Genomic DNA, 21,537 nt, shown 5'->3' with positions numbered 1-21,537 from the left:
CGCTCGCCAACGGATCCCGACACGGCTCCGGCGCAGCGCGCGACCACGGGGGGAGCGGAGCGGATACGGTGACGGGCATGGCCGGTGAACGAGACCTTGCAACCCTGCTGCGCGGGATGCGCCCGCAGCTCAACCCGGGGCGGTACGTCTACTGCACCCTCCCCGCGAAGGTGCCCGCCGGGATGCGGCCGGTGGTGACCGTCGCCGAACCCGAAGGGGTGACGATGGTGGTCACCCAGGAGGAGGCGGACGCCCTCGGACTGCGCTACGAGTACGTGGCGGCCTGGATCACCCTGCAGATCCACTCCGCGCTGGAGGCCGTCGGGCTGACCGCGGCCGTGGCCGGGCGGCTCGCCGAGGAGGGGATCAGCTGCAACGTGGTGGCCGGCTTCCACCACGACCACCTGTTCGTCGCCGCCGACGACGCCGAACGCGCCGTCCGGGCCCTGGAGGAGCTCTCCGCCCGATCCGCCTGACCCCGCCCGATCCGCCTGGTCCCGCCCCCCGATCCGTCCGACGGTCGCGCCGGGTGGCCGCTCTCGACCTCCGCTTCGACACTGGGAATGTCAGCCGCCCACCCACCGGCGGCCCCCACCGGAAGGAGACGGCTGCCATGGCCACCTGCGTCACCTGCGGCAACGACTACTGGCTCGCCTTCGAGATCAAGACGGTCACCGGCGACACCTACACCTTCGACAGCTTCGAGTGCGCGATGGAGAAGCTCGCCCCCCGCTGCGAACAGTGCCACGTCCGCATCGTCGGCCACGGCGTCGAGGTGGCCGGCATGTTCTTCTGCTGCGCCAACTGCGCCCGCGTCAACGGCGGCCTCGGCGAACAGATCCGCGACGCCGTCGGCTCCCGCCCGGCCTGAACCGGGCCGTCGGCGCCCTCGACGCACATCGGCACCCGAAGGCCCCTCGACGCACGAAGGCCCTCCGACCCGCAGAAACGGGTCGGAGGGCCTTCGGACGATCAGGGGGCGGAAGAGTCGGCCTGTACGCCGGGTTCTGTCATCCGGGTTGCTCGCGCGGCCCGGAGAGACGGCCATCCATCTAGGGCTGCCGTTGCCGACAGCCTCGTGCGGTCTACCCGCGAGCTCGGGCGAGCAGCCCTCGAACACTCGCGCACGGCGCCCGGAGGCACCGATCTTGACCTTGCTCCAGGTGGGGTTTACCTAGCCGGCCGGGTCACCCCGGTCGCTGGTGGTCTCTTACACCACCGTTTCACCCTTACCCACGCGCCGAAGCGGTGGGCGGTCTGTTTTCTGTGGCACTGTCCCGCGGGTCACCCCGGGTGGGCGTTACCCACCACCCTGCTCTGTGGAGCCCGGACGTTCCTCGGCGGGTCAGGGACCCGTCGCGACCGCCCGGCCGGCTCTTCCGCCGTAGTGGTCATGGTAGCCGCTCGGGCGGGGCCTCCCGAACACCGGACCGGGCCACCGGGGGCTCCGCTCCGAGGCGGGCGGCCACCCGGGCGGCGGTGCCGGTGGCCCAGGCGCCGGTGGTCAGCAGGCCGAGGACGAGGACGGCACCGCCGAGGCCGACCAGGATCCACCAGCCGGCGTGGCTGGCCGGGGCGAAGCCGGTGGCCATCGGGCCGGCCACGGCCGAGGTGACGACCGTACCGATCACCGCGACGCCCAGGGACTGGCCGACCTGGCGGCTGGTCGAGGCGACGGCGGCGGCCACGCCCGCCTGGGAACGCGGCATGCCGGAGACGGCCGCGTTGGTGATCGGCGCGTTGACCAGGCCGAAGCCGAAGCCGAACAGCGCGTACGCGACCAGCAGCAGCGCGGCCGGGGAGTCCGCGGTCAGCCGGGTGAGCAGCAGGCCGCTCGCGGCCATGCCGAGCCCGGCCACCACCAGTGGCAGACGCGGGCCCCGGCTGCCGACGATCCGTCCGGACAGCGGCGCGCAGACCAGCATCAACCCGGCCATCGGCAGCGTCCACAGGCCCGCCTCGACCGGGCCGTAGTGCCGGACGTCCTGGAGGTAGAGGGTGTTGAGGAAGAGGAAGCCGCCGAGCCCGGCGAAGGCGCAGACCGCGGTGACGGTGGCCCCGGTGAACGGCGCGCTGGCGAAGAACCGCGGATCCACCAGCGGCTCGGCGACCCGCCACTCCCAGAGCGGGAAGGCGATCAGCGCGGCCACGGCGGCCGCGGCGAGGGCGAGGATCAGCGGGGAGGTCCAGCCGTTGCCCGGGCCCTCGATGATCGCGGCGGTGCCGCAGCCGAGCAGCACGATCATGAGCAGCTGCCCCACCGGATCGAGCCGGCGCGGCCGCGGCGCGCGCGACTCGGGGACGTAACGGACGGTCAGCAGTATGGCGAACAGGGCCACCGGGACGTTGATCAGGAAGATCGACGGCCAGCCGGCGCCGTCCACCAGGAAGCCGCCGAGCAGCGGGCCGAGCGCCATCGAGATGCCGACCACGCCGCCCCAGACACCGATCGCCCGGGCCCGCTCCCTCGGGTCGGTGAAGGTGTTGGTGATGATCGACATCGCCACCGGGTTGAGCATCGAGCCGCCCACCGCCTGCAGCGCCCGGAAGGCCACCAGCCACTCCAGGCTCGGCGCCAGGCTGCACAGCAGGGAGCCGAGCGCGAAGCAGGTCAGCCCGATCTGGAACACCCGGCGGCGGCCGAAGCGGTCGGCCACCGAGCCGAACAGCATCAGCAGCGAGGCCAGCACCAGGGTGTAGGCGTCGATGATCCACTGCAGGCCGGAGGCCGGGGCGTCCAGGTCCTTCTGGATCACCGGCAGCGCGATGTTCACCACGGTGTTGTCCAGGCCGACGATGAACAGGCTCAGGCAGCAGATCGCGAGGACGAGCAGTCGGCGGCGCCGCCCGGGGTCGGGGACGCCGGCGGCGGCGGGTACGGGGGCGGGGGGCTGAGGATCGGGCACGGACCGATCCTCCCACTCCCGGGGTGGCCGGGGTGCGGAACGGCGGCCCGGACGGGTGGCCGGTCGGCGGCCTTTCGGGCGGTGGCCGTCGAAGAGCTGACCTTCCGACGGCCCGCGGACGGCCCCGCGGACGGCCCCTCGGACGGCCCCTCAGACGGTGGCGAAGCGGACCGTCCGGGTGGCCGGGTCCGCCCTGGTCAGCCGGACGTCGATCACCCGGCCGAGCGGCAGCCGGGCGGGGGCCGCCCCGGGCGAGCCGTCCGCGCTCGCGGCGTCGCAGCGTGCCCGGACCGCGGGCTCGCGCAGCTGGACGGTGCCCGAACCGGGGCGCCCCTCGTCCACCTCGACGACCACCGCGGAGAAGTCCTCGCCCTCCCGGCCGACCAGCAGCTCCGCCTCCACCAGGTCCACGCAGGCCCGTTCGACCTCGCCCGCCCGCCGGTCCCCGCTCGCCATCAGCGCCGGCACGGCCGGCAGCGCCTCGCGGGCCCAGTCCGGCACCTCCTCCCCCGCCGCCACCGCCGCGCACACCTCCTGGGCGAAGCGGTCGCCGAGCCGGCGCAGCGGCGCGGTGCAGTGCGCGTAGGGGGCGGCCAGCGCGGCGTGCCCCGGCTCGGCGGGGGCGGGCAGGCCGCGGGACTCGTCGAAGGCGTGGTAGCCGGCGCCGCGGAGCAGTCCGGTGCAGGCGTTGAGGAAGGCGGCGTTCAGCGGCACCTCCGGGTCCAGCGAGCGGATCAGCTCCGGGTACGGGACGGCCTGCGGCCAGTCGACGTCCAGCGCGGCGGCGATCCGGCGCAGCCGCTCGTACGCGGCGGCGGGTGCGGCGGGCAGGGTGCGCAGCAGGCCGACGCCCGCGTCCAGCATCAGCTCGGCCGCGGCCATGCCGGTGAGCAGCGAGATCTGGGCGTTCCAGCCGTCGGCGGGGCCGGGCGCGCGGTAGCCGAGGACGTAGCCGTGCAGGGTCTCCTCGACCTCCTGCTCGGGCACCGGCAGGCTGACCCCGCCCCGGGCGCGTTCCTGCTCCTCGCGCAGCCGGCCGACGGTGGCGAGCAGGGCGAGCTGCTCGTCGGCGCCGCCGAGGTCCACGGCGCGCTGGACGTCGGCGTAGTCCAGGCGGCGGTGGGAGCGCACCAGGGCACGGCGGAGGTCCGCCAGTACGACGGCGCCGTCCGCGTCCAGGTCCAGCTGCCAGAGCAGGGCGGGACGGCTCTCGCCGGGCAGCAGGCTGGCGGCGTCCTCGGAGATCCGGGTGGGGTGCAGCGGGACGCGGTGGTCGGGGAAGTAGAGGGTCTCGCCCCGGCGGCGGGCCTCGGCGTCGATGGCGCCACCGGGGCGGACGAAGGCGGCGACGTCGGCGATCGCGTAGTGCACCCGGTAGCCGCCCCCGGGGCGGTGGCTGAGGTGCATGGCCTGGTCGAGGTCGCGGGAGTCGGGCGGGTCGACGGTGAACAGCGGCAGGTCGGTGGCGTCGTACTCCGGCAGCCGGGGGCGCTCCGCCGCCTCCTCCGCCTCGGCGAGCACCGCTTCGGGCCACTCGGTGTGGATCTCCAGGCTGGTGCGGAGTTCGGTGAGCTCGCTGTTGATCCGGGCGGAGTCGGCGGCCTTGACGCGCAGTTTTCGGCGAGGCATGGACGCCAGAATAGGGTGGAATCAGGCGATTCCGGACGGAGGCTCAGCGCCCCAGGAGGGACTTGAGGTCCTTGGCGGCGAGAGCGACCGCGTCGTCGTAGCCGCCGGTGGCCAGCCGCAGCACGAAGGCCACGGCCTCGTCCGGACGCGGGTCGGTGTACGGCTCGGTCCGGCCGGCCCATCGAATTGCCGCCGCCCGGCGGCTCCGGGTGTAAGTGCTCGTAGCGTGGGGTGAACGGCTGCGGAGGGGGTTCGGGCGATGGCTGGTGCGGTGCGGGTCGTCGGGGGTGCGGTGTCGGCGGCGTTGGCGGTGACCGGGGCGCTGCACGCGGTGTGGGCGGTGACGCCCTGGCCGTTGCGGACGCCGGAGGAGTTCGCTGACGCCGTGGTGGGGACGGGGCGCGGGGTGCCGCCGGCGGGGGCGTGCCTGGCGGTCGCGGGGGCGCTGGGGGCGGCCTCGTACCTGGTGGGGGCGGAGGCGGGGGTGCTGCCGGCGGTCGGGTCGCCGGGGCTCCGGCGGTCCGGGGTGCGGGCGGCGGCCGGGGTGCTGCTGGCGCGCGGGGTGGCCGGGCCGGTGGTGTTCGGGCGGGTGGGTGAGCGCACGGAGCGGTTCCGGCGGCTGAACGTGCGGTACTACTCGCCCCTCTGCGTGGCGCTGGGGGTCGGGGCGGCCGCAGTAGGGTGGCGGGGTCCGTCCGCCACGAACTGTTGAGGAGTCCGCTGTGCTGGTGCTGTTGCCGCCCTCGGAGGGCAAGGCCGCGTCAGGGGACGGCGAGCCGGTCGCGCTCGACCGGCTGTCGCTGCCGGGGCTGACGGCGGCGCGCGGCGCGGTGCTGGACGCGCTGGTCGGGCTGTGCCGGGGCGACGAGGACACCGCCGCCGAGGTGCTGGGCCTCACCCCCGGGCTGCGCGGCGAGATCGCCAAGAACGCGGGCCTGCCCGCCGCCGGGGCCCGCCCGGCCGCCGAGGTGTACACCGGGGTGCTGTTCGACAACCTGGGCCTGGCCACCCTGGACGCCGCCGCGTACGACCGCGCCGAGCGCTCACTGCTGGTGTTCTCCGGCCTGTGGGGCGCGGTGCGGATCTCCGACCGGATCCCGTCCTACCGCTGCTCGATGGGCGTGAAGCTCCCTCCGCTGGGGGCGCTCGGCGCGTACTGGCGGAGCGCGACGGCCACCGTGCTCCCCGAGGTGGCGGACGGGCTGGTGCTGGACCTGCGCAGCTCGGCGTACGCGGCGGCCTGGAAGCCGGCCGGCGAGGTGGCCTCCCGCACCGCGACCGTCCGGGTGCTGCAGGAGCGGGACGGCAAGCGGACGGTGGTCAGCCACTTCAACAAGGCGACCAAGGGGCGGATCGTCCGGGACCTGCTGGTCGCCGGGGCCGAGCCGAAGACGCCCGACGAGCTGATGGACGCGCTGCTGGCACTGGGCCACCACGTCGAGCTGGCCGCGGAGGGCACGGCGCGCCGGCCGTGGCAGCTGGACGTGGTGGTCACCGAGGTGCACTGAGCGCCGTGCGCTGGCCCCGCCGGAGCGGGTTCAGCGCAGGTGCGAGGCGTCGTTGAGCAGCCGCAGCGAGGCGTTGCCGTCCGCGTAGTACTGGACGGCGCAGATCGAGGCGGCGGCCAGCTCCATCCGGTACATCGAGTCCGGCGGGGCGCCGAGGGCGAGCCGGACCAGCGTCTTGATCGGGCTGACGTGCGAGACCACCAGCACGGTCCTGCCCGGGTACCGGGCGAGGACCTTGTCCCGGGCGACGCCGACCCGGTGGGTGAGGGTGGTGAAGCTCTCGCTGCTGCCGGTCGGCCTGGCCTTGGCGGAGCCGAGCCAGGCCGTCAGGTCGTCCGGGTAGCGTTCCCGCACCTCGGCGAAGGTCAGGCCCTCCCAGGCGCCGAAGTCGACCTCGCGCAGCCCCTCCTCGTACCGGACCTCCAGGCCGAGCCGGGCGGCGACGATCTCGGCGGTCTGCCGGGTGCGGCGCATCGGGGAGGCGACGACCGCCTGGATGCTGCCGCGCGCGGCCAGCGCCTCGGCGGCCCGCTCGGCCTGCCAGCGGCCCTTGTCGGACAGCTCCGGGTCGGAGCCGCCGCTGCCGGAGAAGCGCTTCTCCGGGGTCAGCGGGGTCTCGCCGTGGCGCAGCAGGACGAAGGTGGTCGGGGTGCCGAGGTCGGCGGGGGCGGCCCAGCCGACCTTGGAGACACTCTTCCCCAGCGGCTCGGCCGTGAGGGCCGCGGCGGCGTCGACGGGCGCGGCGGGCTTGCGGGGCTCCCACTGGCGCCCGTCGCGGCCGGCGTCCATCGCCTCGTTGGCCAGCCGGTCGGCGTCTTTGTTCCGCTCGCGCGGGATCCAGGTGTACGTGACCCGGCCGCGCGGGAAGAGCGTGCGCGCCTCGGCGGCGAGCGGCTGCATGTCGGGGTGCTTGATCTTCCAGCGCCCGGACATCTGCTCGACGACCAGCTTGGAGTCCATCCGGACGTCCACCGAGGCGTCCGGGTCGAGCTCCCGGGCCGCCCTGAGTCCGGCGATCAGACCCCGGTACTCGGCCACATTGTTGGTGGCGTGGCCGATGAACTCGGCGGCCTCCGCGACGAGCTGCCCGGTGTCGCCGTCCCGGACCACCGCGCCGTAGCCGGCCGGCCCCGGGTTGCCCCGGGACCCGCCGTCCGCCTCGACGATGAAGCGCGCCGCCACCGGGTCAGACGCCCGAGTCGGCCGTGCGGACCAGGATCCGCGAGCAGTTCTCGCAGCGGACGACCTTGTCGGCCGGCTCGGCCTTGATGGCGTTCAGCTCGGTGATCGAGAACTCGGTGCGGCAGCCCTCGCAGCGGCGCTGGTAGAGGCGGGCCGCGCCGACGCCGCCCTGGGTCTCGCGCAGCTTGGCGTACAGCTTCAGCAGGTCGGCCGGGATGACGGCGGCGACGGTCTCGCGGTCGCGCCTGACCTTGTCGGCCTCGCCGTCGATCTCGGCGAAGGCGGCGTCGCGACGGGCCTCGGCCTCCTTGAGGACCACGGTGGAGTGCTCCAGGCGGGCGCTCAGCTCCTCGACCCGGGTGCGGGCGCTCTCCTGGCGCTCCATGATCTCCAGCACGACGTCCTCCAGGTCGCCCTGGCGCTTGGCGAGCGAGCCGATCTCGTGCTGGAGGTTCTCCAGGTCCTTCGGGGAGGTGATCGCACCGGAGTCCAGGCGCTGCTGGTTGCGGGCGGCGCGGGCGCGGACCTGCTCGACGTCCTGCTCGGCCTTGGCCAGCTCGCGGGCGGTGTCGCCCTTCTGGGCCTCGGCGGCGATGACGAGGTCCTTGAGCGCGGTGTGGTCGGCGGTGGCCTTGTCGATCTCGGCGTGCTCGGGCAGGCCCCGGCGCCGGTGGGCCAGCTGGTCGAGCTTCGAGTCGATGGCCTGGAGGTCGAGCAGGCGGATCTGGTCGGCGGGCGCGGCGTTCAAGGGGAAAGCTCCTGTGAATCGGGTCAGGCGGTGAAGGACATGGGGGCGTGCGCGGTCCACGGGTCGGTGACCCGGTGGGAGACCTTGGTCTCCACGGCCCAGCCGCGCTGGTCGGCGGCGGCCAGCAGGGCGCGCTCGGCCAGGCCGAGCCAGGGCCACTCGGTGGCCCAGTGGGCGGCGTCGACCAGTGCGACCGGCGCGGCCTCGGTGGCCTCGGAGGCCGGGTGGTGGCGCAGGTCGGCGGTCACGTAGGCGTCCACGCCGGCCGCCCGTACGTCGGCGAAGAAGCTGTCGCCGGAGCCGCCGCACACCGCCACCCGGCTGATCAGCCGGTCGGGGTCGCCGGAGACGCGCACGCCCGCGGCCGTCGCGGGCAGGCCCTCGGCGACCCGGGCGGCGAAGGCGGACAGCGTCAGCGGGGGCTCCAGCAGGCCGATCCGGCCGGTGCCGCGGCGGCCCAGCGGGTCCGTCGGGTCCGGCACCAGCGGGCCGGTGACCCGCAGGCCGACCGCCTCGGCCAGCGCGTCCGAGACGCCGGGGTCGGCGTGGTCGGCGTTGGTGTGGGCGACGTGCAGCGCGATGCCGTTGGTGATCAGCGTGTGCACCACCCGGCCCTTGAAGGTGGTGGCGGCGACGCTGGTGGTGCCGCGCAGATAGAGGGGGTGGTGGGTGACCACCAGGTCGGCGCCCCACTCCACGGCCTCGTCGACGACGGCCTGGACGGGGTCGACGGCGAACAGCACGCGGCCGACCTCGGCCTGAGGGTCCCCGCAGACCAGGCCGACGGCGTCCCAGGACTCCGCCCACTGCGGGGGGTAGACCTCTTCGAGGGCGGTGATGACGTCGGACAGTTTCGGCACCTGTCGAGACTACCGTGCGCGCGGGGGCGGTCGGGCCTCGGCCGATCGGGGGACGGGCCCGGCGCGCCTCCGGACCCCGCGCGGCCGCCGTACGGGCCCGGCGCGGTGACCGTACGGGCCCCGGCGCGGTGACCGTTCGGACGCCGGTGCCGCGGGCGCACGGATGCGCGTCAACCCGCTGCGGACCGGCGTCAACCTCGCAGCAGGAGCGTCCGCACCGGCCCGCGCGGACCGGGTGCGCCCGCACGCCCGGCGCGCGGGCGCACAGTGGGGCCCTCGCACGAATTCGAAACCACCCCAGGCTCACCCTTACGAGTGAAGCGACCGGCTCTGCGCTGGGCCTCCGGTTTTGTCGAAACTAACTTCAGTCCTGCGAACGGGAGTTGCCCCGGCAACGGACGAAAGGGATGTGGTGGCACATGAGGGTGAGCGGGGCGTGAACGTGGCCACCCGCACCACCACCCGGGCACTGCGCCGGCTGGGCTTCGCCTTCGCCGCCGACGGCAGCCACGCGGCCTGCCTGGCCGCGGCCGCCGACAGCGGCTGGTACGTGGAGGGTTGGCAGCTCCCGCCGGACGGTTCACCGGCCACGCCGGCCGCACTGCCACTGCCCGGCAACCGGTCGGAGGACCAGCGCTCGCAGCTGGTCGCACTGCCCGACGGCTCGGTGCTGGTCTGCCGGCACGACGGCGAGCGGCACGACCTGGTCCGCCTCTCCTACGGGGAGGGCGGCACCGTGGAGCAGCCGGTGGCCTCGCTGCGGATGCCCGGACTGCGGCTGCTGCCGCTCCCGGTGCCACCCGGCGCCGGCCCGCGCACCCCGGTGGCGGTCGCCCTCGGCACGGACACCCGCCCGGCGACCACCGCCTGGCTGGTCCGGGCGGACGGCAGCGAGCCCGTGCGGGTCGCCGAGATCCCCGGCCTGCACGGCGGCGGCACCTGGCTGGACCGCACGGGAGCGCTGCTCGCGCTGGACCGGGTGGCCGGCGGGCTGGTCCGCAGCGTGGTGCTGGACCTGCGCAGCGGCACCGCCACCCCGCTGCTGGAGATCGGCGAGCACAGCAACGACCGGCTGGTGCTGTTCGACCCGGACAGCGGCTTCGCCATGGTGCGCAGCGACGCGCCCGGCATCGACCGGATCGGCTGGGGCGTGCTGGGCGGCGGGGAGCCGCTGCGGTTCCCGGAGTGCCTGCACGTCTCGGGCACCACCCTGCGGCCGGTCGCGCTGCGGCAGAGCGCGGACGGCCCCCGGGTGGCGGTGCAGATCGACCACGGCGCCGGCTCGGCGCTCGCCCTGTGGCGGCCCGCCCTCGGACGGCTGGACCCGCTGCCGGTACCGCCCGGGCGGCTGGGGACGGTCGGCCACTGGGGCGGGGCCGGCCTGCGGATCCCGTACTCCTCCCCCGACCAGCCGACCGCGCTGGCCACCCTGGACGTGGACGCCCTGCTGGCCCACGGACCGGCCCCGGCCGGAACCGTCCCGATGCCCCTACCGCTCCAACTCGCCCCGCTGGGCGCGGGATCGCACGGCCCGTGGCGGGACACCGTGCCGCCCTGGCAGCCCGGCGGGCCGCGCGGCGCCGTCGCCCCGCCCGCCGGTTGGCGCCTGGACGGCAGCACCCCGCCCGGCGACGGCGGCCGCTGGCAGCCTGCACAGAGCCTCGAACTCGCGGGCCCGGCCGGTCCGTTGGAGGCAGTGGTGTACGGCGGTGACGCCTGGCTGAGCAGCCCGCACCTGGTGCTGGCCCTGCACGGCGGGCCGGCGGACGCCTGGCGGCTGGAGTTCGACCCGGCGCTGCAGCGGATGGCAGCCGAGGGCCTGGCGGTGGTCGCGCCCAACCAGCGCGGCTCCACCGGCTACGGGGTGCCGCACGCACTGGCCATCCGGGGCGCCTGGGGCGGGCCCGACCTGGACGACGTGCTGTACCTGCTGGAGGGCATCGCCGGCCAGCGCGCGGCGCTCGGCCTGGAACCGCCCGCCCTGTTCGGGGTCAGCTACGGCGCGTTCCTGGCGCTGCTGGCGGCCGCCCACGCCCCGGCCGAGCAGGTCGCCCGCTGCGCGGTGGTCGCCCCCTTCCTGTCCGGCGCCCGGCTGCTCGCCGAAGCGGCGCCGCCCGTACGGGCGTTGACCGCCCGGCTCGGCGGCGGCGAGCCGGTCCTGGACGCCCGCGGCCCGCGCGACGTGCTCCAGCTGGCGCACCGGCTGAGCGCACCGCTGCTGGTGGTGCACGGCAACCGGGACGAGGTGGTGCCGGTGAGCCAGTCCCGTTCGCTGCGGCACGAGTTGCTGCGGATCGGGCGGGTCGAGGGCGCGGACTTCCGGTATGTGGAGGCGGCCGGCTCGGGGCACGAGGTGCTCACCGAGGAGGGCGCCGCCGTGCTGCACGAGCTGCTCGCCGCGTTCCTGCGGACCGGCCGGCCGGGCTGATCCCGGCGGCCCTCGGGTGGGGCGGGACTCGCCCCATGAGGTCGATAGGATCTCGTCAGTCCCGGCCGTTATGGTGGCCGGGGCACGGGCCGCGATCACCGGCTGTGGGCGCGTACCGAGCGCCCGATCGGGGACCCGACCGTGTGCCGCAGGCGCCGGACGGGCGCCGATGACCCGCACCCTCCGCACGGAAGACGATTTCTCATGTCCGACACCCTCACCGACACCACCGGACCCGCGATGACCGGGACCGACGCCGACGAGAAGACGGCCGAGGACACCGCGTCGCACGGTCGCCACCGCGGTGGCTCCGCGTCCGACGACACCCCCGGGGCGGACCCGCACGGCCGTCACCGCGCGGCCGGCGCCCGGGGCTGACCCGGCCAGGACCGATCCGGGGGAGCGAACCGCAGAACCCCGCGAGGGCCCGCCGAGGACATCCCGGCGGGCCCTCGCGCGTTCCCCGGCCCCGGGGGAGCGCTGCTATCCGAGCGTGACCACCGTCCGCAGCGCCTCGCCGCTGCGCATCTGCTCGATCGCCCGGTTCACGTCCGCCAGCCCGACCCGGTGGGTGATCATCCCGTCGAGGTCGATCCGCCCGGCCCGCCACAGGTCCACCACCATGGCGATGGTGCGGGCCACCGGCGCCCCGCCGTACAGCGAGGGCAGCAGCCGCTTCTCGTTGAAGAACAGCTCCCCCATGGTGAACTGCGCGAGGTCGTCCTGCGCGCCCGCGCCGATCACCACGACCGCGCCGCCGCGCCGGGCCGCGTCGTAGCCGGCCCGGACGGTCGCCGCCCGGCCGACCGCCTCGAAGACGTAGTCGAAGCCGCCGCCGGGCAGGCCCTTGGCCGCCGCCTTCAGCTCCTCGGGGGCGATCGCCTCGGTGGCGCCGAAGCCCGGCGCCCGCTCGCGGCGCGAGGCCACCGGGTCGACGACGGTGATCCGGGCCGCGCCGCAGACCCGGGCGCCCTGGACGGTGGCCATGCCGACGCCGCCCGCGCCGATCACCGCGACCGTGGCGCCGGGCTCGACCCGGGCGGTGTTGACGGCGGCGCCGATACCGGTGGTCACCCCGCAGCCGATGAGGGCCGCGGCCTCGTAGGGGAGGTCGGCGGGCACCTTGATGACGGCGTCGGCGGCGACCACCACCTCCTCGGCGAAGGCGCCGGTGCCGTAGAACCCGGAGGCCTCGGTGTCGCCCTCGGCCAGCCGGAAGCCGGGCGCGCCGAGGCGCCGCAGACTGGCGACGCACAGGTGCCCGCGGCCCCGTTCGCAGTGGGCGCAGCGGCCGCAGGGGGCCATCCAGCAGAGCACCACCCGGTCCCCGGGGGCGACGCCGGTCACGCCCTCGCCGACCTCGACGACGTCTCCGGCGCCCTCGTGCCCGGGGACGAACGGCGCGGGCTGCGGCAGGACGCCGCTCATCGCGGAGAGGTCGGAGTGGCAGAGGCCGGCGGCGCGCATCCGGACCCGTACGGTGCCCGGTCCGAAGCCGACCGCCGTGACGTCCTCGCGGACGTCGAGGGTGTCCTGGCCGGTCTCGTGCAGGACGGCTGCGCGCATGGGGCTGCTCCCGGTGTGCCTCGGGTCAAGGGTCTGCCGATTCTGGCACGGCCGCCGCGATCCCACTGGAACGCGTTCCAGAACCGGCCCGGCCACCCGCCACGGCCGCCCTCCCTACCTTCGAGTAGGGTCCGAGCACGTCCGTCCGCCGCCCGAACCCGAGGAGCACCGCATGTCCGACCTGCTGGAGGGCGCCCGCCCGGCGCCGGAGGTGCTGGCGGCGTTCGAGGCGGCCACCGGGTTCATGCCGGTGGACGAGGGCCTCGCGCTGTACGCGGCGGCGGTGGCGGCGGCCCGCCGGACCGGCCTGCCGGTGCTGGAGATCGGCACCTACTGCGGCCGCTCGGCGGTCCTGCTGGCGGCCGCGGCCCGGGAGACCGGGACGGTCGCGCTGACCGTGGACCACCACCGCGGCTCGGAGGAGCAGCAGCCCGGCTGGGAGTACCACGATCCGACGCTGGTGGACCCGGAGGTCGGGCGGATGGACACCCTGCCCCGGTTCCGCCGCACCCTGCACGCCGCCGGGCTGGAGGACCACGTGGTCGCGCTGGTCGGCCGCTCGCCGCAGATCGCCGCACTGTGGGGACGGCCGCTGGCCCTGGTCTTCATCGACGGCGGGCACACCGACGAGCACGCCACCGGCGACTACGAGGGCTGGGCGCCGCACCTGGCGCCGGAGGGCCTGCTGGTGGTGCACGACGTGTTCCCGGACCCGGCGGACGGCGGCCAGGCCCCGTACCGGGTGTACCTGCGGGCGCTGGCCGAGGGCTTCGAGGAGGTCTCGGTGACCGGCTCGCTGCGCGTCCTGCGCCGGACCGCCGCCTAGCCGCCGCTCCCCTGCCTTCCGATACCTCCTGAGCGCCGCACCCGCCCCCGACCGCCCCGACCGCCACACGAGATCGACCCCACAGCCCCGTCCCGATGCTCTAACGTCGTGCCGGGGCTGTCCGACGGGTGCTCGAACGGTACGGTGTCCGCGCAGCACCAGGCAGCTGCGGCACGGGCGGCAGCACCAGGCACGGCATCGGCGGACGGTGGGGGCTAGCGGCACATGACGGACCAGCACAACACCGCTCCGGCGGTCTGGGACCCGACCGCGCGCGGCGGCGCGGGCGGCTGGGTCCGCAATCCGCAGCGCCCGGACGCCGAGTCCGCCCCCGCCGCACCGCAGGAGGCCCCCACCGCGGGCGCGGTCGGCGACCAGGGCCCGCCGCTGGGCGCCCGCCCGTACCTGTCCACCGCCCCCGGCTTCGGCCCGCCGCCGGACATGTCGGCACCCGCACCGGCCCCGGCGCCGGCCCCCGCCCCGACGGCTGCTGCCCCGGAGCCGGGCCCCGGGGCCCCCACCACCGCGCTGCCCCGGGTCACCGCGCCGCCCCCCGGCGCCCCGCCGTTCCCCTCCCCCGCGACCCCGCAGGACCGCGGCCCGCAGGGCGGGCCGCTGCCCGGCCCCGGCTACGTCTACCCGCCGCCGCCCACGGTCGGCCCGTACCAGCAGGGCCCGTACGCACAGGCCCCGCACCAGCAGCCCGGGTACGGCGCCCAGTCCTACCCGACCCAGCCGGATCATCCGACCGACCGGCCGCTCGAGGACGAGGACGACCGGGAACGCCCGGCCAACCGCAGGGCGCCGCTGCTGATCGGCTTCGCGCTGCTGCTGGTGGTGGCGGTCGGCGGCGGCCTGCTGTACGCGGCCAAGAGCGGCGGCGAGAACGACCGGGCCGCGCCCGCCCCTTCGGCCGCCGGCGCGACCGGCTCCGGCAACCCGCAGCCCGCCCCGGCACCCACCGGTACCGACGCCGCGCCTGGCACCACGGCCGCGCCCTCCGACACGCCCTCCCCGACCGCGTCCGGCGCCGGCCCCAAGGCCCAGGCCGAGGCCCAGTCGCTGGACGCCCTGCTCACCGAGGGCGGCAACGCCCGGACCCAGATCGGCAACGCGGTGGCCAAGGTGACCAGCTGCCCCTCGAAGGCCGACATCGACAGCGCGGCGCAGGTCTTCGACAGCGGCGCCAAGCAGCGCGACGGCCTGCTGGCCAAGCTCGGCAGGCTGAGCGTCACCGACCTGCCGGGCGGCGCGGACGCGGTGAACTCGCTGAAGTCCGCCTGGCAGTTGTCCTCCGACATCGACAAGGCGTACGCGAGCTGGGCCCGCGCGGTGGCCGCCCAGGGCTGCTCCGGCACCGCGCCGACCACGGCCGACAAGAAGAAGGCGGACGAACTCAACCCGCAGGCCACCCAGGCGAAGAACGACTTCCTGACCAAGTGGAAGCCGATCGCAAACGCCTACGGCCTCACCGCGCCCACTTCGGACAGGATCTGAACCGCCCGTGACCGGCCCGACCTCCCGACCGCCCCGCCGTTCCGCCCTGCTGCGCGCCACCACCGTGGTGGCCGCGGTCGTCCCGCTCTGCACGGCGGGCTGGTTCGGCTGGCGGGCCCTGGACCACTCCGACCCGGCGGCCGCCACGGCCGCGCCGCCCAGCGCCGTCCAGTCCGGCGCCGTGCAGTCCGGCAGCCAGGCGCCGGACACCCCGCAGTCGCCGCCGACCAGCAGCGCTCCGAGCGGCAGCACGCCGACCGGCGGCGCCCCGACCGGCACGCCCACCGGGACGGCCGCGGCTCCCGGCGACACACCGGCCCCCAGCGCGGCCGCCGACCTCACCGGCCGCACCATCGTGCTCGACCCCGGCCACAACCCCGGCAACTTCGCGCACCCCACCGAGATCAACCGCCAGGTGGACGTCGGCAACGGCCACAAGGAGTGCGACACCACCGGCACCGAGACCGACGCCGGCTACACCGAGGCCGACTACACCCTGGACGTCACCCGCCGGGCCCGCGCCCTGCTCACCGCCCGCGGCGCCAAGGTGGTGTTCACCCAGGACGGCGACCGCCCCTGGGGCCCGTGCGTGGACGAGCGTGCCCGCGCGGGCGCCGACGCGCACGCCGACGTCGCGCTCTCGGTGCACGGCGACGGCGGCCCGGCGAGCGGCAGCGGCTTCCACGTCATCCTGCCCGCCAAGGTCGTCGCCGGTAAGGCTGACAACTCCGCGATCGTCGAACCCTCGCACCGCCTCGGCCTGCTGCTGCGCGACGGCTTCCACGCCGCGACCGGCGAGCCGTACGCCGACTACATCGCCCACGACGGCCTGGACACCCGCTCCGACCTGGGCGGCCTCAACCTCTCCGCCGTTCCCAAGGTGTTCATCGAGTGCGGTAACATGCGCAACTCCGCGGACGCCCGACGGATGACGGACCCTCAGTGGCGGCAACAGGCCGCCCAGGGGATCGCCGACGCGCTGACCGCCTTCCTGACCACGCACTGAGCGGGCCCGGCAAGGGAGTTGGGACGAGTGTGCCCGGCGGACGCCGCGTCGGCGCGTCCGCACGGTTTGCAACGACTTCGACCCGTTCCCGGTCCCGCCGTGCACCGGCAGGACGGTTGGGCCTAGGCTTCTGGTCCGTTCGGGAGTTTCGGCCGGTCGGCCCGACCGCGCGAAGCACCGTCCACGACACGTCAACGAGGGGAACGTAAGTGAATCTGCGCGCTCTCACCAGGGGAGACGCCGCCGTCGCAGGCGCGGCCGTCCTGCTGTTCATCGCCTCCTTCCTGCCTTACTGGACCGTGGACTGCAGCAGCCGGTACTGCGGGGACACCTCGCAGAACGCGTGGAGCACCGAGCTGTTCCCCATCCTGCCCTCGGTCTTCCTGCTGGGCATCGCCGCCGCCGTCCTGATCCTGGTGCAGCGCTTCCAGGGCCCCGCCGCCGCCAACCGCCAGGTGCTCGGCCTGCGGCTGGACCAGTGGGGCATCGCGTTCGCCGTCGCGGCGCTGTGGACCTCGATCTGGTCACTGGGCGGCGGCCCGTCGGCCACCAGCTTCGGCCACGGCTTCGGCGCCTGGCTCGGTCTCATCTCGCTGATCGTGCTGGCCGGTGCGGCCGCGGCCGCTCCGCTGGTGCCCGCGCTGAAGGCCCCGCTGGTCTCCGACCGCCCGGCCGTCCCCTACCAGGGCGGCTACCCGACGCCCGGTCAGCCCGGTCAGCCCGGTCACCCGGGTGTCTCGGGCCAGCCCGGCCAGTACGGCTACCCGGTCCAGGGCCACGACCCGGCCTTCGGCGCCCAGCCGGTCGCCGGCGGCTACGGCTACCCGGCCGCCGGCCAGCCGCAGCCCGGCCAGCCGGTGCAGCCGCAGGACGCGGGCGCTCCGGCCCCGCAGCCGACTCCGGCCGCCCCGGTGGCGGACTTCCAGCCGTTCTGGTTCGCCGTCCCGGCGCCACGCCCGCTGGCCCCGAAGGACAACCCGGCCGGTGCCCCGGTCGGCGAGGTCGTGCCGGGCACCTGGTACCTGGCCGTCGAGCAGCGCGGCGCGGCCCTGGTCGCCCAGCTGCCGGACGGCAACCAGGGCGTGCTGGCCGACACCACGGGCATCCAGCGCGGCTGACGCCGGCCGCGGCCTGCCTCACGGCACGCGGAAGGGGTGGGACCGGATCACCGGTCCCACCCCTTCGCCGTCGTGGAGCCGCCTCAGCAGCAGTCCTGGACCACCAGACCGGCGGGCAGCTGGTCCCCGCCGAAGACCGCGACGGTCGCCGGGTCCCCGCCGAGCGCGGCCACCGCGAGCAGCAGCGCCCCGGCCGTCCAGGTGGTGCGCTCCTCGGGCCAGATCGCGTCGTCCTCGAAGACGTACCCGGTCCAGTACGAGCCGTCCTCGTGGCGCAGGTGCCGCTGGATCCAGCGCAGGATGTCCACCGCGCGGTCGGACTCGCCGATCGCCCAGAGCGCCAGGGCCAGTTCGGCGCTCTCGCCGCCGGTCACCCACGGGCGGTCGCTGACGCAGCGCACGCCGAGACCGGGGACGACGAAGCGCTCCCAGTCCCGCTCGATCCGGGCCAGCGCCGCCTCGCCGCGCAGGCCGGTGCCGAGCACCGGGTAGTACCAGTCCATCGAGTAGCGGCCCTTGTCGAGGAACCGCTCGGGGTGGTGGGAGATGGCGTGCCGCAGCCGGCCGGCCGCGAGCTCCCAGTCGGGCTGCGGCTCCTCCAGGTAGTCGGCGATGGCCAGGCCGCAGCGCAGCGCGTGCAGGACGCTGGACGAGCCGGTGAGCAGCGCCTCCTCGGTGGCGGTGCCGTCCTCGTCGACCCGCCAGGCGATCGGGCCGCCGGGCAGCCGCAGCCGGACGATGAAGTCCAGCGCCCGCCGGACCACCGGCCAGATCCACTCCAGGAAGGCGTCGTCGCCGGCGCTGAGGTGGTGGTGCCAGACGCCGACCGCGATGTACGCGCAGAAGTTGCTCTCCTTGGCCCGGTCGGTGACCACGCCGTCGGTGTACGCGGCGTACCAGGAGCCGTCCGGGTTCTGCTGCGCGGCGAGCCAGCGGTAGGCGGCCTCGGCGGCGGCGTGCTCGCCGGCGGTGTCGAGGGCCATCGCGGCCTCGGTGTGGTCCCAGGGGTCGAGGTGGTGGCCGGTGAACCACGGGATGGCGCCGTCGGGGCGCTGCTCGGCCAGGATGCTGCGGACGGTGTCGGCCGCCTGCACGGCGTCCAGCACCCCGTCGAGCAGCAGCACCTCGGGGACGGCGGCGGTCATGCGCCCGCCCGCCGGGGCTCCGAGCGGTTCGGCTTGGACGCGTAGGCGACGAAGCTCTTGCCGATGACCGGGTTGAGTGCCTTCTCTGCGGCCCTGGTGAGGGAGCTGATCACCGGGGTGCCGACGATGTCCCAGACCAGCAGCTGGTGGTAGGCCTTGACCGGCAGCGCCTTGTCGTTGTCCACGCCGACGGCGCACTTGATCCACCAGTACGGCGAGTGCAGCGCGTGGGCGTGGTGGGTGCCGTACGGCTCCAGACCGGCGTCCTTGAGCTTGCCGAGCAGCTCGTCGCCCCGGTAGATCCGGATGTGGCCGCCCTCGACCTCGTGGTACTCGTCGGACAGCGCCCAGCAGATCTTCTCCGGCAGCCAGCGCGGCACGGTGACGGCGAGCAGGCCGCCCGGCTTGAGGACCCGGAACATCTCGTTGAGCACGCCCTTGTCATCGGGTATGTGCTCCATCACCTCGGAGATGATGATCTTGTCGAAGTAGTCGTCCTCGAACGGCAGCGCCAGCGCGTTGCCCTCCATCGCGACCGCCGACGCGCCCTCGGGGGCCTCGCCGGCCAGCTCCATCGCGGCGAACCACTTCTTGACCTCGGCGATCTCCTCGGCGTTCTGGTCGAGGGCGATCACGTTGGCGCCGCGGCGGTAGCACTCGAACGCGTGCCGGCCCCCGCCGCAGCCCAGGTCGAGCACCCGGTCGCCGGGGGCGAGCGGGAAGCGCGAGAAATCGACGGTCAGCACTGCAGGGCTCCCATTCCTATTGCAACCAAGCGTTCCTGACGCTTCGTCAGAACACTTCGCCAGAAAGCTTCGTCAGGTCGCGCGCCCGATCCCCGGAGCGCGTCGCTCGCGAGCGCACCGCCCAGGGCACGTACCGCCCAGGGCACGTACCGCTCAGGGCACGTACCGCCAGCCCGGCCCGGAGCGGGCCCGGGCGCCGACGCCGGTGGCGATCGCCGCACGGTACGCGTCCGCGGTCAGCTCGGCGGCCCGCTCCCAGGTGAACCGGGCCAGCACCCGCTCCCGGCCGGCCGCGCCGAGCTCGGCGCGCAGCCGCGGGTCGTCCAGCAGCCGGCCGAGTGCGGCGGCCAGCGAGTCCGCCTCCCCCGGCGGCACGGCCAGGCAGGTCTCGCCGTCCGGCCCGGCCACCTCGGGGATCGCCCCGCCGGTGGTCGCGACCAGTGGGGTGCCGGTGGCCATCGCCTCGGCGGCGGGCAGCGAGAAGCCCTCGTACAGCGACGGGACGCAGGCCACCTCGGCCGAGCGGTACAGGTCGACCAGCTCCTGGTCGGTCAGGCCGGTGCGGAACTCGACGTGCTCCGCCAGCCCGAAGCGGCGCACCGCTTCGGCCACCGGCCCGTCGTCCTTCTGCGGCTTGCCGACCACCACCAGGTGGGCGTCCCGCTCGGTGCGGACCTTGGCCAGCGCCTCGACCAGGAAGACCAGCCCCTTGAGCGGCACGTCCGCGCTGGAGGTGGTGACGATCCGGCCGGGGACCCGCTCGATCCCTCCGGAGGGCGACCAGAGCCGGGTGTCGGCGCCGATCGGCACCACCGAGATCCGGCCGGGGGCCGCGCCCAGGTGCTCGGCGATCTCGCGCTGCGAGGTGCCGGAGACGGTGATCACGTGGTCCAGCCGGGCCGCGACCCGGCGCTGCATCCGGGTGAAGGCGTACCAGCGGCGCAGCGACAGCCGCTTCACCCTCGTGGTGGCCGCGTCCAGCTCCAACTGCCGGTCCACGGTGATCGGGTGATGGATGGTGGTGACCAGCGGGAAGCCGTGCCGGGCCAGGCCGAGCAGGCCGTAGCCGAGGGTCTGGTTGTCGTGCACCACGTCGTAGCGGCCCTTGTGGCGGGCCAGGTACTGACGGGCGCGCAGCGAGAAGGTGAGCGGCTCGGGGAAGCCGCCGGTGCGCATGGTGGCGAACTCCAGCACGTCCACCAGCCCGCGGAACTCGCCGCGGGCGGGCGTGCGGAAGGGGTCCTCGGCGCGGTAGAGGTCCAGACTGGGCAGCTCGACCAGGCGCACCGTCCCGGGGCCCTCGACCTCGTCCAGGACGGGGTAGGGCTGGGCGCCGATCACGTCCACGTGGTGGCCGAGCCTGGCCAGCTCACGCGAGAGGTGGCGTACGTACACGCCCTGACCGCCGCAGAACGGGTCCCCGCGGTATGACAGCAGGGCAATCCGCAGCGGCTGCGCGGTCATCCTCGGCCCTCATCTCTGGCTGCTATCGGTGCGAGCGGCCCCATCGGTGCCGCCGGTCGCTAAAGTAGATCAGGTTTCAGCGGCTGTGGAACTCGTCGTCGACCGTGTGAACAATGAGAGACCTCGAAGATACCGGCCCGTAGCTTTCGCTCAGGAGCCAGGGCTGGTGATTCCCGCCACGCCCGGCCCCACCGACAACGGGTCGCCTTCGGGCCGACCTTTCTGGAGCACGCCGCCACCCACGCGCCCCCGGGAGCACCCTTGCCGTCGCCGACCACGTCCGTGAGCCCCTCCGCCGCGCCCCCGGCGGAGCCGCCGCTGTCCGCGCGCCAGGCCGAGCGGCGCCGCCGGATCCTGCGGGCCGCCACCGCGCTGGCCGCCCGCGGCGGGTACGAGGCGGTGCAGATGCGGGAGGTCGCGGAGAGCGCGCAGGTCGCCCTCGGAACGCTGTACCGCTACTTCCCGTCCAAGGTCCACCTGCTGGTCGCGGTCATGCTGGAGCAGTTGCAGGAGCTCCAGGAGCACATCCGGCGGCACCCGCCGACCGACCGGGAGCCGGCGCCCAGGGTCGCCGACACGCTCACCCGGGCCTTCCACGCGCTCCAGCGCGAACCGCTGCTGGCCGAGGCGATGGTCCGCGCGATGTGCTTCGCGGACCGCTCGATCGGCGCCGAGGTGGACCTGGTCAGCGCCGCCACCGGACAGCTCATCCTGGACGCGATCGGCCAGTCCGGCCCGCCCAGCGACAGCCAGCGCGCGGCCGTCCGGGTGATCGAGCACACCTGGCACTCGGCCCTGGTCGCCTGGCTCTCCGGCCGCGCCTCGATCGCCGAGGTCCGGGCCGACCTGCACACCGCGGCGCGGCTGCTGACCCTGCCGTGACGGACTGATCACTGGAACCTGTTCCA

Annotated in this window: 20 protein-coding genes and 1 other RNA gene; 11 read left to right on the top strand and 10 right to left on the bottom strand. The window is 75.1% G+C overall.

Annotated elements, in window-relative coordinates; genetic code table 11:
- The first annotated feature begins 77 nt into the window (after positions 1 to 77).
- Together BOQ63_RS30750 and BOQ63_RS30745 are read left to right on the top strand one after the other, a co-directional pair.
- The gene (locus tag BOQ63_RS30750) at positions 78 to 476 is read left to right on the top strand and encodes an ACT domain-containing protein (RefSeq protein WP_030282523.1); all 399 of its coding nucleotides are present in this window, start codon (positions 78 to 80) and stop codon (positions 474 to 476) included.
- 137 nt (positions 477 to 613) lie between these two features.
- The gene (locus BOQ63_RS30745; protein ID WP_030282521.1) at positions 614 to 871 is read left to right on the top strand and encodes a metallothionein; all 258 of its coding nucleotides are present in this window, start codon (positions 614 to 616) and stop codon (positions 869 to 871) included.
- 109 nt (positions 872 to 980) lie between these two features.
- Here the strand turns inward: BOQ63_RS30745 and rnpB are convergent.
- From rnpB to BOQ63_RS30730, 3 genes are all read right to left on the bottom strand, one after another.
- Positions 981 to 1,378, bottom strand: an RNA gene (rnpB, locus tag BOQ63_RS30740) — RNase P RNA component class A.
- A gap of 13 nt (positions 1,379 to 1,391) precedes the next feature.
- Entirely contained in the window at positions 1,392 to 2,906 is a 1,515-nt protein-coding gene (locus tag BOQ63_RS30735) for an MFS transporter (RefSeq protein ID WP_191093602.1), read from the bottom strand.
- Positions 2,907 to 3,056: 150 nt separating this feature from the next.
- A complete protein-coding gene (locus BOQ63_RS30730) occupies positions 3,057 to 4,535 on the bottom strand; it encodes an RNB domain-containing ribonuclease (RefSeq protein ID WP_150476184.1) in 1,479 nt (492 codons plus the stop codon).
- Between the two features lie 259 nt (positions 4,536 to 4,794).
- On the opposite strand from BOQ63_RS30730, the gene BOQ63_RS30725 reads away from it, so the two are divergent.
- A complete protein-coding gene (locus BOQ63_RS30725; RefSeq protein ID WP_150476183.1) occupies positions 4,795 to 5,247 on the top strand; it encodes a DUF3995 domain-containing protein in 453 nt (150 codons plus the stop codon).
- 10 nt (positions 5,248 to 5,257) lie between these two features.
- Entirely contained in the window at positions 5,258 to 6,043 is a 786-nt protein-coding gene (gene yaaA, locus BOQ63_RS30720; RefSeq protein ID WP_030282362.1) for a peroxide stress protein YaaA, read from the top strand.
- Positions 6,044 to 6,073: 30 nt separating this feature from the next.
- Here yaaA and BOQ63_RS30715 read toward each other — a convergent pair whose 3' ends face one another.
- From BOQ63_RS30715 to BOQ63_RS30705, 3 genes are read right to left on the bottom strand one after another with little or no spacing between them, the layout of a single operon-like run.
- Positions 6,074 to 7,225, bottom strand: coding sequence for a bifunctional RNase H/acid phosphatase (locus BOQ63_RS30715; protein ID WP_072655291.1), 1,152 nt, complete (start codon positions 7,223 to 7,225; stop codon positions 6,074 to 6,076).
- 4 nt (positions 7,226 to 7,229) lie between these two features.
- Positions 7,230 to 7,973 carry a zinc ribbon domain-containing protein gene (locus tag BOQ63_RS30710; RefSeq protein ID WP_030282358.1) on the bottom strand — a complete coding sequence of 248 codons (744 nt, stop codon included), beginning with the start codon at positions 7,971 to 7,973 and terminating at the stop codon, positions 7,230 to 7,232.
- Positions 7,974 to 7,996: 23 nt separating this feature from the next.
- Complete coding sequence (locus BOQ63_RS30705; protein ID WP_030282356.1) at positions 7,997 to 8,833, bottom strand: Nif3-like dinuclear metal center hexameric protein; 837 nt, start codon at positions 8,831 to 8,833, stop codon at positions 7,997 to 7,999.
- A 436-nt stretch (positions 8,834 to 9,269) separates the two neighbouring features.
- Between BOQ63_RS30705 and BOQ63_RS30700 the strand changes: the two genes are divergently transcribed.
- Together BOQ63_RS30700 and BOQ63_RS30695 are read left to right on the top strand one after the other, a co-directional pair.
- Positions 9,270 to 11,261: an alpha/beta hydrolase family protein gene (locus BOQ63_RS30700; protein ID WP_050366812.1), complete on the top strand. Its 1,992-nt coding sequence runs from the start codon at positions 9,270 to 9,272 to the stop codon at positions 11,259 to 11,261.
- A gap of 204 nt (positions 11,262 to 11,465) precedes the next feature.
- Complete coding sequence (locus BOQ63_RS30695) at positions 11,466 to 11,639, top strand: hypothetical protein (RefSeq protein ID WP_157846531.1); 174 nt, start codon at positions 11,466 to 11,468, stop codon at positions 11,637 to 11,639.
- Between the two features lie 105 nt (positions 11,640 to 11,744).
- Here the strand turns inward: BOQ63_RS30695 and BOQ63_RS30690 are convergent, their stop codons facing one another.
- Positions 11,745 to 12,827, bottom strand: coding sequence for a Zn-dependent alcohol dehydrogenase (locus BOQ63_RS30690; protein WP_030549916.1), 1,083 nt, complete (start codon positions 12,825 to 12,827; stop codon positions 11,745 to 11,747).
- A gap of 172 nt (positions 12,828 to 12,999) precedes the next feature.
- On the opposite strand from BOQ63_RS30690, the gene BOQ63_RS30685 reads away from it, so the two are divergent.
- From BOQ63_RS30685 to BOQ63_RS30670, 4 genes are all read left to right on the top strand, one after another.
- On the top strand, positions 13,000 to 13,653 hold the full coding sequence (locus BOQ63_RS30685; RefSeq protein WP_030282348.1) for a class I SAM-dependent methyltransferase: 654 nt from the start codon (positions 13,000 to 13,002) through the stop codon (positions 13,651 to 13,653).
- Positions 13,654 to 13,878: 225 nt separating this feature from the next.
- Positions 13,879 to 15,150: a hypothetical protein gene (locus tag BOQ63_RS30680; protein ID WP_150476182.1), complete on the top strand. Its 1,272-nt coding sequence runs from the start codon at positions 13,879 to 13,881 to the stop codon at positions 15,148 to 15,150.
- Positions 15,151 to 15,157: 7 nt separating this feature from the next.
- A complete protein-coding gene (locus BOQ63_RS30675) occupies positions 15,158 to 16,156 on the top strand; it encodes an N-acetylmuramoyl-L-alanine amidase (protein ID WP_030282344.1) in 999 nt (332 codons plus the stop codon).
- Positions 16,157 to 16,365: 209 nt separating this feature from the next.
- Positions 16,366 to 17,274 carry a hypothetical protein gene (locus BOQ63_RS30670; protein WP_030282342.1) on the top strand — a complete coding sequence of 303 codons (909 nt, stop codon included), beginning with the start codon at positions 16,366 to 16,368 and terminating at the stop codon, positions 17,272 to 17,274.
- An 83-nt stretch (positions 17,275 to 17,357) separates the two neighbouring features.
- Here the strand turns inward: BOQ63_RS30670 and BOQ63_RS30665 are convergent, their stop codons facing one another.
- The 3 genes from BOQ63_RS30665 to BOQ63_RS30655 form a co-directional block, all read right to left on the bottom strand.
- On the bottom strand, positions 17,358 to 18,419 hold the full coding sequence (locus BOQ63_RS30665) for a prenyltransferase/squalene oxidase repeat-containing protein (RefSeq protein WP_072655285.1): 1,062 nt from the start codon (positions 18,417 to 18,419) through the stop codon (positions 17,358 to 17,360).
- Positions 18,416 to 19,165: a class I SAM-dependent methyltransferase gene (locus BOQ63_RS30660; protein ID WP_030282337.1), complete on the bottom strand. Its 750-nt coding sequence runs from the start codon at positions 19,163 to 19,165 to the stop codon at positions 18,416 to 18,418. Before BOQ63_RS30660 ends, BOQ63_RS30665 begins: the two co-directional genes overlap by 4 nt.
- A 153-nt stretch (positions 19,166 to 19,318) precedes the next feature.
- Positions 19,319 to 20,629: a glycosyltransferase family 4 protein gene (locus BOQ63_RS30655; protein ID WP_072655284.1), complete on the bottom strand. Its 1,311-nt coding sequence runs from the start codon at positions 20,627 to 20,629 to the stop codon at positions 19,319 to 19,321.
- A 261-nt stretch (positions 20,630 to 20,890) separates the two neighbouring features.
- On the opposite strand from BOQ63_RS30655, the gene BOQ63_RS30650 reads away from it, so the two are divergent.
- Positions 20,891 to 21,511, top strand: coding sequence for a TetR family transcriptional regulator (locus BOQ63_RS30650; protein ID WP_191093601.1), 621 nt, complete (start codon positions 20,891 to 20,893; stop codon positions 21,509 to 21,511).
- The last annotated feature ends 26 nt before the right edge of the window (positions 21,512 to 21,537 follow it).

The sequence above is a fragment of the Streptomyces viridifaciens genome (assembly GCF_001888885.2).
Lineage (GTDB): Bacteria > Actinomycetota > Actinomycetes > Streptomycetales > Streptomycetaceae > Kitasatospora > Kitasatospora aureofaciens.
This window is presented reverse-complemented; position numbering and strand designations above follow the sequence as displayed.